This is a genomic window from Chromobacterium sp. LK11 (genome assembly GCF_001043705.1).
Taxonomy (GTDB): Bacteria; Pseudomonadota; Gammaproteobacteria; order Burkholderiales; family Chromobacteriaceae; genus Chromobacterium; species Chromobacterium alkanivorans.
Genome location: NZ_LDUR01000051.1, coordinates 42018 through 57736, shown reverse-complemented (window position 1 = coordinate 57736; position 15719 = coordinate 42018). Strand labels below are relative to the sequence as shown.

16 protein-coding genes are annotated in these 15719 nt (G+C 61.9%); 15 read left to right on the top strand and 1 reads right to left on the bottom strand.

The genetic code is table 11. From position 1 onward, the window contains the following. The 5 genes from VK98_RS22270 to VK98_RS22260 all read left to right on the top strand — a co-directional run. The coding region (locus tag VK98_RS22270; RefSeq protein WP_048416102.1) for a DUF2345 domain-containing protein at positions 1–457 on the top strand (457 nt) is incomplete at its 5' end. Positions 458–459: 2 nt separating this feature from the next. Beyond that, a complete protein-coding gene (locus VK98_RS23960; protein WP_156188026.1) occupies positions 460–2082 on the top strand; it encodes a triacylglycerol lipase in 1623 nt (540 codons plus the stop codon). Positions 2083–2153: 71 nt separating this feature from the next. Beyond that, positions 2154–3278, top strand: a complete 1125-nt coding sequence (locus tag VK98_RS23955) for a T6SS immunity protein Tli4 family protein (RefSeq protein ID WP_156188025.1) — start codon at positions 2154–2156, stop codon at positions 3276–3278. Positions 3279–3411: 133 nt separating this feature from the next. Continuing rightward, positions 3412–4386 carry a DUF6396 domain-containing protein gene (locus VK98_RS22265; protein ID WP_156188024.1) on the top strand — a complete coding sequence of 325 codons (975 nt, stop codon included), beginning with the start codon at positions 3412–3414 and terminating at the stop codon, positions 4384–4386. Between the two features lie 148 nt (positions 4387–4534). Then, positions 4535–5329: an N-acetylmuramoyl-L-alanine amidase gene (locus VK98_RS22260; protein WP_048416100.1), complete on the top strand. Its 795-nt coding sequence runs from the start codon at positions 4535–4537 to the stop codon at positions 5327–5329. Positions 5330–5546: 217 nt separating this feature from the next. Here the strand turns inward: VK98_RS22260 and VK98_RS22255 are convergent, their stop codons facing one another. Next, positions 5547–6275, bottom strand: coding sequence for a glycoside hydrolase family 16 protein (locus VK98_RS22255; protein ID WP_048416099.1), 729 nt, complete (start codon positions 6273–6275; stop codon positions 5547–5549). Between the two features lie 560 nt (positions 6276–6835). Here VK98_RS22255 and VK98_RS22250 point away from each other — a divergent pair. The 10 genes from VK98_RS22250 (at position 6836) to VK98_RS23950 (ending at position 15702) form a co-directional block, all read left to right on the top strand. Further along, on the top strand, positions 6836–7276 hold the full coding sequence (locus VK98_RS22250; protein WP_048416098.1) for a MauE/DoxX family redox-associated membrane protein: 441 nt from the start codon (positions 6836–6838) through the stop codon (positions 7274–7276). 64 nt (positions 7277–7340) lie between these two features. After that, positions 7341–7772, top strand: a complete 432-nt coding sequence (locus tag VK98_RS22245) for a carboxymuconolactone decarboxylase family protein (protein ID WP_019104277.1) — start codon at positions 7341–7343, stop codon at positions 7770–7772. A 104-nt stretch (positions 7773–7876) separates the two neighbouring features. After that, positions 7877–9619 carry a class I adenylate-forming enzyme family protein gene (locus VK98_RS22240; protein ID WP_048416097.1) on the top strand — a complete coding sequence of 581 codons (1743 nt, stop codon included), beginning with the start codon at positions 7877–7879 and terminating at the stop codon, positions 9617–9619. Positions 9620–9622: 3 nt separating this feature from the next. Beyond that, positions 9623–10585, top strand: coding sequence for a 1,2-phenylacetyl-CoA epoxidase subunit PaaA (gene paaA, locus VK98_RS22235; RefSeq protein ID WP_048416096.1), 963 nt, complete (start codon positions 9623–9625; stop codon positions 10583–10585). After that, positions 10578–10859 carry a 1,2-phenylacetyl-CoA epoxidase subunit PaaB gene (gene paaB / locus VK98_RS22230; RefSeq protein WP_019104274.1) on the top strand — a complete coding sequence of 94 codons (282 nt, stop codon included), beginning with the start codon at positions 10578–10580 and terminating at the stop codon, positions 10857–10859. Before paaA ends, paaB begins: the two co-directional genes overlap by 8 nt. Further along, on the top strand, positions 10856–11626 hold the full coding sequence (paaC, locus tag VK98_RS22225; RefSeq protein ID WP_082159193.1) for a 1,2-phenylacetyl-CoA epoxidase subunit PaaC: 771 nt from the start codon (positions 10856–10858) through the stop codon (positions 11624–11626). Before paaB ends, paaC begins: the two co-directional genes overlap by 4 nt. Further along, positions 11623–12144, top strand: coding sequence for a 1,2-phenylacetyl-CoA epoxidase subunit PaaD (paaD, locus tag VK98_RS22220; protein WP_197083145.1), 522 nt, complete (start codon positions 11623–11625; stop codon positions 12142–12144). Before paaC ends, paaD begins: the two co-directional genes overlap by 4 nt. 10 nt (positions 12145–12154) lie before the next feature. Next, entirely contained in the window at positions 12155–13222 is a 1068-nt protein-coding gene (locus VK98_RS22215; RefSeq protein WP_048416095.1) for a 2Fe-2S iron-sulfur cluster-binding protein, read from the top strand. A gap of 22 nt (positions 13223–13244) precedes the next feature. After that, entirely contained in the window at positions 13245–14426 is a 1182-nt protein-coding gene (locus tag VK98_RS22210) for an MFS transporter (protein ID WP_048416094.1), read from the top strand. A gap of 76 nt (positions 14427–14502) precedes the next feature. Further along, positions 14503–15702 (top strand): iron-containing redox enzyme family protein, encoded by a 1200-nt coding sequence (locus tag VK98_RS23950; protein WP_156188021.1) that lies wholly within the window; start codon positions 14503–14505, stop codon positions 15700–15702. Positions 15703–15719 lie beyond the last annotated feature (17 nt).

The following is a 15719-nucleotide window of genomic DNA, read 5'->3' as shown; positions in this document are numbered from 1 at the left end:
TGCGGCCAAAGGCAAGATCCAGGTGCAGGCGCAGAGTGACAGCCTGGAAGTCACCGCGGACAAGGATGTGACGGTGACTTCCTGCAAGGAAAGAATCACCGTGGCGGCCAAACAGGAAATCCTGCTCAACGTCAGCGGCGGCGCGTACATCCGCATCGCCGGCGGCAATATCGAGCTGCATTGCCCGGGCAAGGTGTCGGTGAAAGGCGCCAGCCACCAGATGAGCGGGCCCACTAGCTTAGCAAAAGAATTAAACAAAATGCCCTCGTCTAAATTTGATGAGGAGTTTGTTATGAAGTGGCCCTATGACGGAAAACCGGTTAAGGGGCGAGCATTTAAGCTAATCAGGGAAGATGGAACCGTGATACATGGCATTACAGATGCCGAGGGGAAAACAGGTTTGCAGAGGAGCCTGTTTACTGAAAATATCAAGTTGCACTTGTTGCCGGAGAAGTAGTTATGACTGATGATCGAAAGATTTCTCCACAATATGATCGTGATGGAAAACCATATTGGTCGTCAATTACCAGTAACCCTAATGATTCCTTTGCAATCTGCACAATTGATCCAGATAGGGTTATCCCTGTAATCTTTGTCCCTGGAGTTATGGGTAGTAATCTCATTTGCACGCAAGGGAAAGGCAAAGGCATAAAATGGTTGCTCAATGATGCTGGAAGTATGCTGCCATGGTTGGGGCGCGGGGCCGAAATGCGGCGAGAGTGTCTTGACCCTGCCGTGATGCAAGTCTTTCAGGGAGGGAAAGTTTCTTCGCGCACTCCATTAAATAATAAATTGCTGAAAGATAGAGGCTGGGGGGAGGTTGGCTATATGAGCTACGGTGAATATCTTGCCGATCTTTATTTGGCTTTGAATGATTTTCATTGTGGTGGTTGGAACTATTCTCCGCGCAAGATGCTTGTAGGGAAAAATTTAAACGCAGAAAAAGGTGAGGCATCTCTAAAAGAGGATGAAGTCGCTTTATCTTATCGCTATGCATTTCCCGTATATGCATGTGGGTATAATTGGCTTGATGATAATGCTAGTTCTGCTAAGTTACTGAAAAATAGAATCCAAAAAGCCATTTCTGAGCAGAAAAAGCTTGGTCATAAGTGCGAGAAGGTAATTGTGGTAACTCACTCAATGGGTGGGTTAGTCGCACGCTATTGTTCGGAAGTGCTGGGTATGAGAGATCAGATACTTGGTGTTGTTCATGGGGTTATGCCTGCGATAGGTGCTGCTGCAGTATATCGTCGAATGAAGGCCGGCACTGAAAATGGAGGAAAAGGGCAAGGGGCCAAGAAGCGCGTAGAAGGTGCAGTAGCTAGTGAAATTCTTGGTGGAAATGGATTGGAAATGACTTCTGTACTTTCTCAATCCCCTGGCCCATTGCAGTTGTTGCCAACGCCAGAGTATGGAAATAATTGGCTCAAAATAGAGGTTAACGAAGATCGTTACTCTTTCCCAAAGTCGGGTGATCCATATCGTGAGATATACACTGTTCGTGGAAAATGGTGGAGTTTGTGTGAAGATCATTTAATTGACCCGTCTGGCATAAAAAATGATACAGTTGCAAAAGATAGAAATTGGGAGAGATTTAAAACTGTTATACAGATAGTTAAAGACTTCCATACTTCTATATCAAAACAATATCATTCAAATACTCATGCATTTTATGGGAGTAGTGAAGAGCATCTTTCTTTTGGTAATGTAACATGGCATGGAGAGAGCGCATGGGGTGAAGAGCTACTTTCGGGTAAGAGAAAGGGAGATGTTCTTAATGCACGGGCTTTAGATCCAACGGAGATTGGAGAAACTAGGACTGTTGCTACGCCTGTGAGTGGTGGATGGAAGACAGGAAAACACCAAGCATACAAATTTGCAAATCAGGATGAGCCTGGAGATGGCACTGTTCCTCACCGATCAGGCTATGCACCTTATTCAAACGCAAAGACGCTAATGCGAGTTTCGACTGAGCATGAACCTGCCTATCGAGATTGCCAGCCTGCTCAGCAATTTACTTTGCGTGCCATTGTGCAGATTACTCAAGCGATTAAGCAGACAGCATTGGCATATCCCGAATGAGAAAAATATTAATATTACTTGTCAATTTAATAATGGCGAGCATGCTAGCCGCTTGCAAGGATTCACCCAAAATGATGACCGCTACTGAAAAGCAACAATTAGAGCCATTTTTGTCTAATATGCAAACTTATTGTGTTGGGCGGTTTTTAGTAGATTTGCCAGCTTCGTTGATTCCTGATCAATCATCTTTCAGAGTGGCAAATGTTTATACTGGGCATCTTGATACAGAAACAGTAATCGAAGTACAGCCGATGAACCTAGTTCAGTTCAGAATGGCTCTTGTTAAGCGTAAAAATGAGTTACTCACAACGCTTGTTGCTAATGGTAAGCAGCCAATGCTTATTGATACGGTTCCTTTACAAGGAAAAGAAGGGGTAATATTTGATAGAGTCAGAAGTGATGTTTCTGAGCTTGCCCAGCGTACATATGAGCTATGGAGTTTTGAAAATGGGTATGCCAAAAGAATTATAGCTAACCATTGGGATGCAACTAAGCTTAAAGATAATTCGTTAGATACAAAAACAAATAGTCAAAATGTAATGCAGGAGCTACTTGGTATCTCTAATAAAATCAGCGGTCGAAATAATACGGAAATTCCCAAAGAAGCTGGGGTTTGTTTTATGAATGGTTTCATGGTCGGTCCATCTTTGGCCCATGAGTCTCCTGAGTTGTCATTTCATTTAATGGGGTTGGAAGATATAACTCTGTCAGTTGTTACTGACAATCGTCCCAGTTCTGGGGTTACATCCTATGATGCAGTTGACGAAGAAGCCAAGTCAGGTGAAAGTATCGCAAAGGATAAGAATGGTAAGTTTCGTATTATTCGTGCTGCTAAATTAAAAACTAAGAGCGGTGTTGATTTGAAGGAAGTTTTAATTGAGCTTCCGACAGATGAGTCTTATTTGGATGCTGAAAATAAAGAGCACTTTGTTCAGGGGAATTCATTTGTTGCAGAAAGCTCTCATGCAGATCAGCTTAAATTGCCCTACATTAAGTTGACTTTGTCGAATGGTCAACGCGCATATGCGCGAGATGTACGAGATGGAGATCCTGTACCTCTATTGCAAGTTGTCTCAAAGGTAAATTCAAGAATGGATGGTAAGGATTTAGAAAAAGCATCTTTTAGCGAGGCGCAAACAATTGCTTTGTGGAATGCTATCTTAGCTACTTTGCGAGTACGATCTAATGGGTTCTAATTTCTGATTTGATAGTGTATCAAATAGATGGACGATTGTGTGTAGGGGAAATTCAGGAGGGGATATAAATAAATTATTATTTGTCATGTTGTCACTTGGCTCCCTAGCCGCCTGCGGCGCCAAGGAGCGTTCCGTGCCTGATTTGAAAGAAGTCGAAGCCAAGCTGGCCTTCAACTGCGCGTATGAGAAAGACCATCTGCCGGCTCTGACCCCGGAGGCGGAGCAGCTATACCGCTACGCCCGCTGGTTGCAGAAGAACCAGATCGAGAAGGAAGACCCGCTGCGCTTCCCGGAGATGGAGCGTTATTACCGCATCGCCACGGCTCACGGCCATTACAAGGCCAATCTGGACTTGCGCGACATGATAGGGCGGGGCACGGCGCGCAGCGACGACCCGGTCAAGGAAACGCTGGACCTGACCCAGGAGCTGATAGACCGCGGCATTCCCGGCGGCTACTACGATATGGGGAGTTATCTGAAGGCCGGCTACGGCGTGAAGCAGGACGAGGAACTGGCCAACCGCTACTACCGCAAGGCGGCGGACCTGGGCAGCCCGGAAGCGCAGTATCTGGTGGGGGACAAGCTGACGGGTTTGACGATCGCGCAACCAGGCCCCTTTGCTATTGGAACCCAAATGCTGAAGTGTGCTGGTGAGCAGGGGCATGGAAAGGCGGCAAAGGAGTATGCCTACCTAATAGCAGGAAAAGATAATGAAGAATCTGTCAAATTCTTCCAGCTTGCTACCAAATGGGGAGATGAGGCTGCTCCTTACAAGTTACAAAAGGGTTTTGGCCCAATAGCAGATTCAAATAAGGAGAGGTTTGGCCTGGGTCTGAAGCAGGATGATGAGCGTAGCCGTCGCTACAAAATCATTAGCGATGTTCTCAGCGACTACTCCTACGCTCACCCCAAGGTGCCGGAATTGGACGAGATCGTGCCGCTGCCGCCGGCTCCGCTGCCGGCTTGGGACGGCAAGCTCAAGTGGCTGGAGGCGTTCAAGGCCAATGCGCCGCCGGAAAAACCGTCGGAAGCCTTGATGAAGCAGCTGGCCGCGGCCAAGGGCCTGGACTCTAAGACCGGACGGCCGCCGGGCGGGGGGCGCGATTGACGCCGGTTTTGCAGCGGGTCGCGGCCTGTTCGCGCTGAACTGACGCCCGTCACCCCCGCCGAACCCCTGCGGCCGGGGGGACTCAGACTCTATGTGCCGGCTGTCTGGCCGGCCGCATCCCTTCCCATTCCCCTCCTGGAGATTCTTCATGACGCCCATCCTGTTCAATACCTATCGCTCGGTCCAAGGCTTCAACAAACGCGTCCGTTTCCTGATCCTGCATTACACCGCGCTGGACTTCGCCGGCTCCATCAAGGCGCTGACCGGTTCCGGCCAGGTGAGCGCGCATTATCTGGCGCCGGACCCTTGCGACCCCAGCTATCAGCAGGCCGGCTTCAAGCAGATGAATCTGTTCAATCTGGTGGACGAGAACGACCGCGCCTGGCATGCCGGCGCCAGTGCCTGGAATGGCCGCAGCAATCTGAACGATTCATCCATCGGCGTGGAAATCGTCAATCTGGCGCGGGAGGACAAGGGCGGCATGGTGTTTCCGCCTTTTCACCCGCAGCAGGTGGAGGCGGTGACGGAATTGGCGCGGAACATTCTGGCGCGCTATCCGGACATCAGCCCGGTGAACGTGCTGGGCCATTCCGACGTCGCCGTGGGCCGCAAGAGCGATCCGGGCCCGATGTTCCCGTGGCGGGAGCTGCACCAGGCCGGCGTGGGCGCCTGGCCGGAGGCGGAGACGCAGCGCAAATACACAGAGCAGTTCCAGCAGCAGGGCTTGCCCGGCCGGGAGAAGATGCTGGAGGCGTTCAAACATTACGGCTATGAGGTGGCGGCGGCGGGCGGCGACGCCGGCTTCGCCGCACTGGTGCGCGCCTTCCAGATGCATTTCCGCGCCGGCGATTACAGCGGCGCGCTGGACGTGGAGACCGCGGCCATTCTGTTTGCCTTGCTGGAGCGTTATTGGCCCAAGCGTTTGGCTCTGATCAAGCTTTGACGCTGTTTGTCCGCAACGCGAAACCCGGCCGCCTGGCCGGGTTTTCATTGCCGCTCTCTTCGAGAAATGCCGCTGCGCGTTAAGAGCTGCGAACAAAACCGCGCAGCGTACCTGAGCCAAGGCGCGCCGACGCAGAAAACGAAGTTTCTGCGAAGCTACAGTACCAGTAGTACGACAAGGAGGCGCAACGCAGGATCAGGGGTTTTGTTAGCGGGTCTTATTTGGCGGCGGCCGGGATGAAGGAGAACTCCTTGATCACGATCTCCACTTCCTTGCCGTCCTTGGGCGGTCGTCCCTGGAACAGCCATAGATTGATGTGAGGCGGCAGCGGCTGTTGCGGCACCAGGCGCATGGGGTCCGCCGGGGCGAAGTTCCAGCGCGCCATTTCATACCGGTCGCCGTCCTGGTGGCCGTGCAGCGATTGATAGAGCACCCGGCTGGCGTCCCAGTTGAAGCGGTGGGTGCTGTAGTCGCCGTTGAGATTCGGTTCGAAGGCGTAGGAGGTGGGCTTGGGGCCGGGCACGGCCGGGTAGACGGTGTAGTTGCCCATCGGATTTTGCCGATTGCCCCAGCGGGCGAATTCGATGTCGATCTCATTGGTGGCGTCCGGGCCCACGTCCGGCGTCGGGTAGTTGAACAGGCCCAGCACGATATTGTCGTCGAACAGATCCGGCCGGCCTATCAGTTTGAACTGGTAGCGGCCAAAGCCCAGCCGCTGCGGCAGGTAGACCTCGGCGCTGCTCCACTTGCCGCCGCGGTGGGCGATCTTCAGGTGGAGCCGGCCCTGGGCGTCCACCCAGGCGTTGTTTTCGTCCCAGTCGTTGGGGCCGGGGCCGCTTTGGCTTTGATTGCGGACTTCCCAGGCGTAGCCGGAGAAATTCAGGGTCTTGGCCTGGACGGCGGCGGACAGGGTCAGGCCGGCGGCTAGGAGCAGGAGGCGGCGCATGGTTTGCCTTTGCTTGTGGATAAGCTTGTCATTTAAGAGCCTGTTTCCGATCTGCTGCGCTGCGGCGATACCGCGTTGAAAACTGCTTCGAAATGCTCATGTGCCATTTGTGCATTCCGCTTCCTCAGCTGTTTTCGCCTTGTCTCGCTCTTGCTCGCTAGATCGTAAACAGACTCTAAGCGCGGCGGCGGCGGCGGGTAAAGGGTGTTTTTGCCAGGCGGGGCTGTCCGTCCGGACAGGCTGCGGCGCGGACGGGGTCATGCCGGCGCGGCGGCGACGGGGTCATGTCCCGGCGGCTTGGACGTTGGCGCGGCCCAGGTCCGCGCGTTCTTGTTTCTATGAATCCCGTTTTCTTTTCAATGGCTTGCGTATCTTGCCGCCTGGCGATCCGCGCGCCGTCTTTCCGGTTTCCAAATTCCGTCATGCGCTTTGTCATGGTCGGAAAATTCATTCTTGTCCCTTATGCGTATCGAGTATGTCTATTACAGTGCAATCCATATTGCATAACGTGGCGGCGCGCCGCCGCTGTTTGGCATCCATATCGATTGGGAGGTTTAGGCATGCAAAAGGAAAGCGCCTGGAAGGCGGTGTTGCTGTTGGCCCGGTTCGCGTTGGCGGCGGCGTTCTTGTCGGCGGTGGCGGATCGCTTCGGCTTCTGGGGCCATATGGGCGAACTGGGGGTGTCCTGGGGAACGATGGAGAACTTCTATCGCCACGTGGCCAAGCTGTGCCCGTGGGCGCCGGCCGGCCTGATTCCGGTCTTGGCCTGGGCGGTGAACGCGTTGGAGGCGGTGCTGGGCGTGACCCTGTTGCTGGGCGTTCAACTGCGCGCCTCCGCCTGGATCAGCGCGGCGCTGCTGCTGGTGTTCGCCTTGAGCATGGCCGCGTTCCAGAGCCTGAAGCTGTCGCTGAATTTCAGCGTGCTCACCTGCGCCGCCTGCGCCGCGCTGGTGTATCTGGCCAGTTCGCTGGAGCCGACGCCGGGCGCGCGCCGCGTCTGAAGTTTCCGGGCGCGGCCGGGCCGCGCCCGCTTCCTGTCCTTATCCAAATTTAGGAGTGTTGATCATGAGTAGCTTGCGTCTTGCTTATTACGAATTGTCCCCGGAACTGCTGCAGGGCTTCCGCCTGGTGAAGCAGGGCCTGGAAAAGAGCGTGCTGGGCCTGCCGCTGATCGAGCTGATCTATCTGCGCGTGTCGCAGATCAACGGTTGTTCCTTCTGCCTGAACATGCACACCAAGGCGCTGCGCGAGCGCGAGGAAAGCGACCGCCGCCTGGCGGAGCTGGCCGGCTGGCGCGTCAGCGCCCAGTTCAGCGAGCGCGAGAAGGCCGCGCTGGAATGGGCCGAGGCGCTGACCTATGTCGTGGACAGCCACGCCGACGACGCCGCCTATCTGCCGCTGAAAGCGCATTTCAGCGATCAGGAGATTTCCGATCTGACCTTCGCCATCGCGCTGATGAACGGCATGAACCGTCTCGCCGTCGGCATGCGCCAGTAAGCGCCTGAGCCAGGGCCCGCTCGCGGAGCGGGCTCGCGGACAGTCCCCCCACCCGCCTGGCCGCAAGCGGCGGGCTTAACCAACGCCAGCAGACACACACCGACATGGACCACCTGATTAAAAAGCAAGCCTGGGACGCGCTGTTCAACGATCCGGAACTGGGCGCCGGCAATTTCCTGTTCAAAGCCCACGCCGCCTACGGCGGCAGCCGGGAAGACTATCTGTTCCTGGAAAAGCCTTTTATCGGCCCGCGCGGCAACGCCTATCAGTCCTTTTCCCTGGACAGCCTGTTCCATCTGGTGAGCGATCTGGCGGCCTGGTACCGCCAGCAGGGCATCCAGGCCGGGCGGCATGTCTGCTTGTTCCTGGGCGACGGCATTCCGTCCTTCCTGCACTTCCTGGCGCTGGGCAGTCTGGGCTGCGTGCCGGTGCTGATCAACGGCCATCTGCGCGCCGACATCGCGGCGCTGTACGCGCAGCGCAACCGCTTCGACGTGTTCGTCTACGACAAGGAAACCGACGCGCGCTGGGACCTGGCCGGCGCGCTGCGCGGCCTCACCGCGCTGGACGCGGGCTTCAACGCCGGCGCGGCGGTGGCGCTGGCGCCGTTGCCGTCCTCCGGCTGGCCGGCGGCGGTGAAGGACGAGGACATCGTGATGGTGTGCCACAGTTCCGGCACCACCGGCATTCCCAAGGCGGTGCTGTTCGGCCACGCGCAGTTCTTCAACGGCAAGCGCGAGCGCTTGCGCGGCTTCGTCGAGCAAGACGAGGACAAGCTGGCCACGGCGATGCCGCCCACCCACGCGGCCGGCATCAGCTATCTGATGACGGCCACCATGCTGCAATTGCCGGCGCTGGCGCTGGCGACGCAAACCGGCCAGGTGGCGGCCAATCTGATCGCCAGCTTCCAGCCCACCATCGTCACCGCGTTCTCGCAGACTTACGCTTCCTTCGCCGAGCTGAACCTGCCGGACGGCTATTTCGACTCGGTGCGCCGCTATTACAACACCGGCGACACCGCGCACGAGGCGCATATCCGCCAGCTGCTGCGCCTGGCGCCGCGGGGCCGCTTCACCGATATGTTCGGCGCGTCCGAGCTGGGCATGTCGCAGTTCTTCAAGGTGTCCACGCCGGAGCAGGTGGCCAGCAAGCGCACCGTGGGCGCGGCCGCGTCCTACGCGCGCTGCGACGTGCTCACCCCGCAGGGCGAGCTGCTGCCGGACGGCCAGCCGGGCTATATCGGCGTGCGCTCGCCCACGGTGACGCCGGGCTATTACGGCCAGCCGCACCTGACCGCGCTGACCACGCTGAACGGCTACTGGCTGACCGGCGACATCGGCCTGCGCCTGGACAACGGCGAGTTCGTGCACCTGGACCGCATCGTGGACGCGGTGCCGACGCCGCTGGGCGTGCCGGCCTACACCCTGCTGCTGGAAGAGCATTTGCTGAGCCATGCGGACCTGTTCGACGTCAGCGTGATCGGCGTTTCGCGCGGGCCGACGCGCGAAGAAGCGGTGCTGGTGCTGGCGCGCGGCAAGGCCGGCGCGACGCTGGACGCGGACGAGGTGCTGCGCCAGGCGCTGGACTGCTTCCCGTTCAAGGGCCGCGGCGCGCTGCCGGACTACACCGTGTGCGTGGGCGTGCTGGGCGACGGCTACGCGCTGCCGGTGGGCTCCACCGGCAAGGTGCTCAAGCGCGTGGCGCGCGAGCAGTTCTGGAGCTGGCAGCGCGACTACGACGACGGCCTGCGCGACGTATTCAGCGCGCTGCGCTGGAACCAGTCGCTGGACCGTCAGCCGGAGGCGGCGGCGGAGCCGCAGAGCCTGCTGGATTACCTGAGGGGCTGAGGGATGGCGACGACGGACGATCTGGAAGCGCTGGAGCAGGCGTTTCAACAGCGGATAGACCGCGGCGAGAAGATAGAGCCGCAGGACTGGATGCCGGCGGCCTACCGCCGCACCCTGCAGCGGCAGATGGCGCAGCACGCCCATTCCGAATACGTGGGCATGCTGCCGGAGGGCGCCTGGATCACCCGCGCGCCCAGCCTCAGCCGCAAATGCATCCTGCTGGCCAAGGTGCAGGACGAGGCCGGCCACGCCCAGTATCTGTACAGCGCGCTGGAGAGCCTGGGCCTGAGCCGGGAGCAGGCTTACGGCCAGCTGCTGGCCGGCGAGGCCAAGTATCTGAATATTTTCAATTATCCGGCCTTGAGCTGGGCCGACGTCGGCATGATCGGCTGGCTGACCGACGGCGCCGCCATCGTCAACCAGGTGCCGCTGTCGCGCTGTTCCTACGGCCCTTACGCCCGCGCCATGGTGCGCATCTGCCAGGAGGAGAGCTTCCACCACCGCCAGGGCTTCGATCTGGTGCGGCGGCTGGCGGAGGGCACGCCGGCGCAGCGGCGGATGGCGCAAGACGCGCTCAACCGCTGGTGGTGGCCGACGGTGATGGTGTTCGGCCCGCCGGACGAGGATTCGGTGCACTCGCAGCGCTCGATGCGCTGGGGCGTCAAGCTGTATTCCAACGACACCCTGCGCCAGAAGTTCGTCGACCAGACCGTGCCGCAAGTGCTGCACCTGGGCCTGACGGTGCCGGACCCGGATCTGCGCTTCAACCCGGACACCGGCCATTACGAGATCGGCCGCATCGACTGGGACGAATTCAACCGGGTGATCCGGGGCCAGGGCCTGTGCAACCGCGAACGCATCGCCAGCCGCCGCCGGTCCTGGGACGAGGGTGCCTGGGTGCGCGAAGCCGCCGCCTGCCACGCCGCCAAGCTGGCGGCGCGGCCGCAAGGAGAACGAGATGCATGAGTGGAAGCTGTGGGAAGTGTTCGCGCGCAGCCAGAACGGCGTGGCGCATCGCCACGTGGGCAGCGTGCAGGCCAGCGATGCGGCGATGGCGCTGCAGCACGCGCGCGATGTGTTCACCCGCCGCGGCGAGTTCGTCAGCCTGTGGCTGGTGGCCGCCGAAGATCTGGTGAGCAGCGGCGAGGTGGAGCGCGCGCCGTGGTTCGAGACCGCGGCGGACAAGGGTTTCCGCCACGCCACCTATTACGAGGTGCCAGAGGGAGTGCAACACCTGTGACCCTGCATCCGGAATTGAAAAACCTGCGCGCGGAATACCTGCTGCGCCTGGGCGACAACGCGCTGATCCTGTCGCAGCGCTTGTGCGAATGGTGCGGCCACGCGCCCACGCTGGAAGAAGACCTGGCGCTGAGCAATGTGGCGCTGGACCTGCTGGGCCAGGCGCGGCTGTGGCTGGACGCCGCCGGCCGCGGGCTGACGCCGGCGCAGAGCGAGGACGATCTGGCCTACGGCCGCGACGCCCAGGCCTTCCGCAACGTGCTGCTGGTGGAGCTGACCCGCGGCAATTTCGCCGACACCCAGATGCGCCAGTTCCTGTTCGACAGCTGGCATTGCCTGCTGCTGCGCGAGCTGTCGGATTCGGCGGACGCGGAAGTGGCCGCCATCGCCGCCAAGGCGCTGAAAGAGGCCACTTACCACCTGCGCCGCAGCAGCGGCTGGGTGGTGAGGCTGGGCGACGGCAGCCGGCAAAGCCGCGAATTCTGCCTGCTGGCGCTGGAGCGCTGCTGGCATTACGTGGGCGAGCTGTTCGAGATGGACGAACTGGAACAGGCGATGCTGGCCCAGGGCGTGGGTTGCGACCTGGCCGCGCTGTATCCGGAATGGCTGGCCTACGTCAACGAAGTGCTGGCCGCGGCCACGCTGGAGCCGCCGCGCGCGGCGCCCGGCGTCAGCGGCGGCAAGCGCGGCGCGCACGGCGAGGCGCTGGTGGCGCTGCTGATGGAAATGCAGTTCCTGAGCCGCGCCCACCCGGGAGCCGGCTGGTGAGCCGGGTGCACGGCCAGGAGGTGCAAAGCGGCACCGAGCGCGTCTGGGAATGGCTGGCCGGCATTCCGGACCCGGAGATGCCCTATGTCTCCATCGTGGACCTGGGCATCGTGCGCGACGTGCGCTGGGAGGACGACGCGCTGCGCGTGGTGGTGACGCCCACCTATAGCGGCTGCCCGGCCAAGGCGCAGATAGACAGCAATATCCGCCAGACCCTGCAAGACCGCGGCGTGGAGGCGGTGCGGCTGGAAACGCGGCTGCACCCGGCCTGGAGCACGGACTGGCTCAGCGAGAGCGGCCGCTCCAAGCTGCGCGCCGCCGGCATCGCTCCGCCCTTGCCGGCGGAGCCGGGCTGGCAGCGGCTGAGCTTCGTCGCCGTCGCCGCGCCGCGGGTGCCCTGTCCGCGCTGCGGCTCCGACGCCACCCGCCCGCAGGGCGAATTCGGCGGCACCGCCTGCAAATCGCTGTACCAGTGCGAGGCCTGCCGCAATCCGTTCGAGCACTTCAAGAGTTTATGAGGAAGCAGCCATGCCGCAGTTTTACCCCTTGCAGCTGACCGAGATCCAGCGCGACACGCCGGACAGTCTGCTGCTGACGCTGGAGCCGTCGGAGGAGCACCGCGACCGCTTCCGCCACGAGCCGGGCCAGCATCTGACCCTGCGCGCCTGGCTGGACGGCGAGGAAGTGCGCCGCAGTTATTCGCTGTGCAACGCGCCGGACGCGCCGCGGCTGCAGCTGGCGATCAAGCGGGTGGCCGGCGGCCGCTTCTCGCAATGGGCGCACGACAGCCTGGGGCCGGGCGCGATGCTGGAGGCCTTGCCGCCGTCCGGCCGCTTCGGCCTGCCGTCGGCGCCGGAAGCGGCCCGCCACTACGCCGGCTTCGCCGCCGGCAGCGGCATCACCCCGGTCTTGTCCATCTTGCAGGCCACGCTGCTGCGCGAGCCGCTCAGCCGCTTCACCCTGGTCTATTGCAACCGCAACCTGGCCTCGCTGCAGTTCCGGGAAACGCTGGCCACGCTGAAGGACCGCTACCCGGCGCGGCTGTCGCTGATCTATCTGTTCAGCGCGGAAGAGCAGGAGATCGAGCTGTTCAACGGCCGGCTGGACCGCGAACGCTGCCTGGCGCTGCTGCGCGGCTGCCTGCCGGCGGCCTCCATCGACCACGCCTACGTCTGCGGCCCGGCCGGCATGATGGCGGCGGTCAGCCAGGCGCTGAGCGACAGCGGCCTGCCGCCGGAGCGCGTCCGCAGCGAACACTACGCCGCGGCACCGGCCGCCGGCCCGGCCCGCGCAGAGCGCGCGCCGGCGGACAGCCCGGAGCGGGTGCGGGTGACGGTGAGGATGGACGGCATGCAGCGCCAGGTGGAACTGGGCGCGCCGGTGGACAACCTGCTGGACGCGCTGCTGCAAGCCGGCGTCACGCCGCGTTACTCCTGCAAGGCCGGCGTCTGCGCCACCTGCCGCTGCCAGGTGCTGGCCGGCGAAGTGGATATGGAAGCGCCGCACGCGCTGGCGCCGGAGGAGGTGGCCGCCGGCTATGTGCTCAGCTGCCGCAGCCGCCCGCTGACTTCAACACTGGCGCTGTCATTCGACTGATCCGCGCCTAAGGACACACATCATGACCTCTCAAAACGCCCTGTCCCGCTGGGCGCTGACCCTCTATTGCCTGGCCACCGGGTTTTCCGTGGCGGCGGTGGTCTACCACCAATCGATGACGCAGCTGATCGCCGTCTCCTTCGGCCTGTCCGCGGACTCGTTGTGGGGGCTGTCGGTAGCCACGCAGTTCGGCTACGGCGCCGGGCTGATCCTGGGCTTGCCGCTGGGCGACATGATTGCGCCGCGCCGGCTGATCCCCGCCACCATGCTGGCGCTGGGCGCGGTGCTGCTGCTGGTGGGCATCGCCCCGTCGCCGTGGCTGATGGTGCTGTTATGCGGCCTGGCCGGCCTGCTGTCCATCGGCGGCCAGCTGCTGCTGGCCTACAGCGCCAAGGCGCTGGCGGCGGAGCAGCGCGGACGGGTGGTGGGCAGCCTGCTCACTTCCTTGTTCGCCGGCCTGCTGCTGGCGCGGGTGCTGGCCGGCTGGGGCGGCGAGCACATCGGCTGGCGCGGCATCTACCTGGTGGTGGGCGCCCTGACCTTCGTCATCGGCCTGGCGCTGCGCGGCTGCATCGGCGAGGTGCCGCTGGCCGGCCAGCTGCGCTACGGCCGCATGCTGGGCCAGCAGGGCGCGCTGTGGCTGAAGCTGCCGGAGCTGCGCCGGCTGGCGCTGGTGGCCGCCTGCTTCTTCGCCGCCTCCAACGGCATCTGGGCCAATCTGTCCTCGCTGACCCACGCCACCCTGAACTGGAACGCCGGCCAGACCGGCCTGCTGGCCTTCACCTCCATCGCCGCGCTGCGCGCGCCGTGGCTGGCGCAATGGCTGCAGCGCCGGCTGGACTGGCACGGCGTGATCGCGCTGCTGGGCGTCGGCATCGCCGCCACCTCGCTGGCCGGCGTCTGGCTGGGCAGCCAGGTGCTGATGATCGTGGCCTTCCTGATGGTGACCGATCTGGGCGTGCGTTCGGTGCAGACCATCGCCCAGGGCCGGGTGCTGGGCATAGATCCGGCCGCCGCCTCGCGGCTGAACAGCCTGTTCATGACGGTTTTCTTCTTCGGCGCCGCGCTCGGCTCCTGGCTGGGCGGCCTCGCCATCCACCGGCTGGGCTGGGCCGGCATGTATCTGTTCCCGGCGGCCTGCGCCGCCGCCGGGCTGCTGTTCCTGAGCTGGCGCAACCCGGCGCTGCGCTTTGCCCGGGCCTGATTTCGCAACACCGCAACACCTGGACGCCGCGGCGCCTTCCGCGCCGCGAACCGCACACTTCGATTGGGAGATGGACATGGAAGCATTGTTGGAAAAAAGCGGCAGCAAGACCCCGTTGATCGCAGGCATGAGCCTGATCTGGGCAGACTGGTTGAAAGAAGAAGACCTGCAAGGCCTGGTGGAGCACCCGCTGCTGCAAGCGCTGGAGCGCAAGGAGGCCAGCCTGGCCACCGTGCGCACCCTGCTGATCCAGCACAGCCATTACTCGCGCCACTTCACCCGCTATCTGTGCGCGCTGATGGGCCAGCTGAGCGACCCGGCCGACGTGATGGCGCTGATGGAAAACATGCGCGAGGAAATGGGCGTGGACGGCGGCAGCAGCATCACCCACGCCGAAATGTTCCAGCGCACCCTGCGCGTGGTGGGCGCGGCCCCGGCCTCGCACGCGCCGCTGCCGCAGACCCTGGCGATGGTGGACACCATGATGGGCCACTGCCAGTCCCCGGACGCGCTGGCCGGCCTGGCCGCGATGTGCCTGGGCGCTGAAGCCATCGTGCCGCTGATCTACCGCCCCATCCTGCAAGCGCTGCAGCACCACGGCTTCGGCGAGGACGCCACCGAGTTCTTCAGCCTGCACATCGAGGAAGACGAGGATCACGCGCTGACCATGCTGGCCATCATGCAGCGCCTGACCCTGGACCAGGACGCGCGCCGCGAGCAGGCCATCGCCGTGGGCCGCGAGCTGATCGCCCGCCGCGTGGCGATGTTCGACGCCATCTGGGCGCATTGCCAGGCGCAGCCGGTCGCCGCGCCGGCCGCGGCCCCGGCCGGCCATTTCTCCTCCGCCGATTTCTGGCGCGTGCCCAGCCAGTTGCAGGCCCAGCTGCCGGAGCGGCTGAGCCACCAGCAGGTGATGGCGGCCAGCCAGGGCGGCGACCAGGCCTTCTCCTCCGAGCGCAAGCACAAGGTGCACATCGTCGACCTGCCCAGCCGCACCATCAGCCTGACCATAGGCCGGCTGGAAGAGGGCGAGGCCACCCGTCTGCACCGCCACAACTACGAGACGGTGATCTACGTCACCCAGGGCCAGGGCTATTCCCGTATCGGCGACCGCCAAGTGCCGTGGCGCGCCGGCGACGCCATCTACGTGCCGGTCTGGGCCGAGCACCAGCACGTCAACACCGGCGCGGAGGAGTGCGTCTACCTGGCCTGCGAGAACGCGCCCTTGTTGCAGAACCTGGGCGGCATCGCGCTGCGCGAAGAACTGAGCGCCTGAGCCCCGGCCGGACCGCC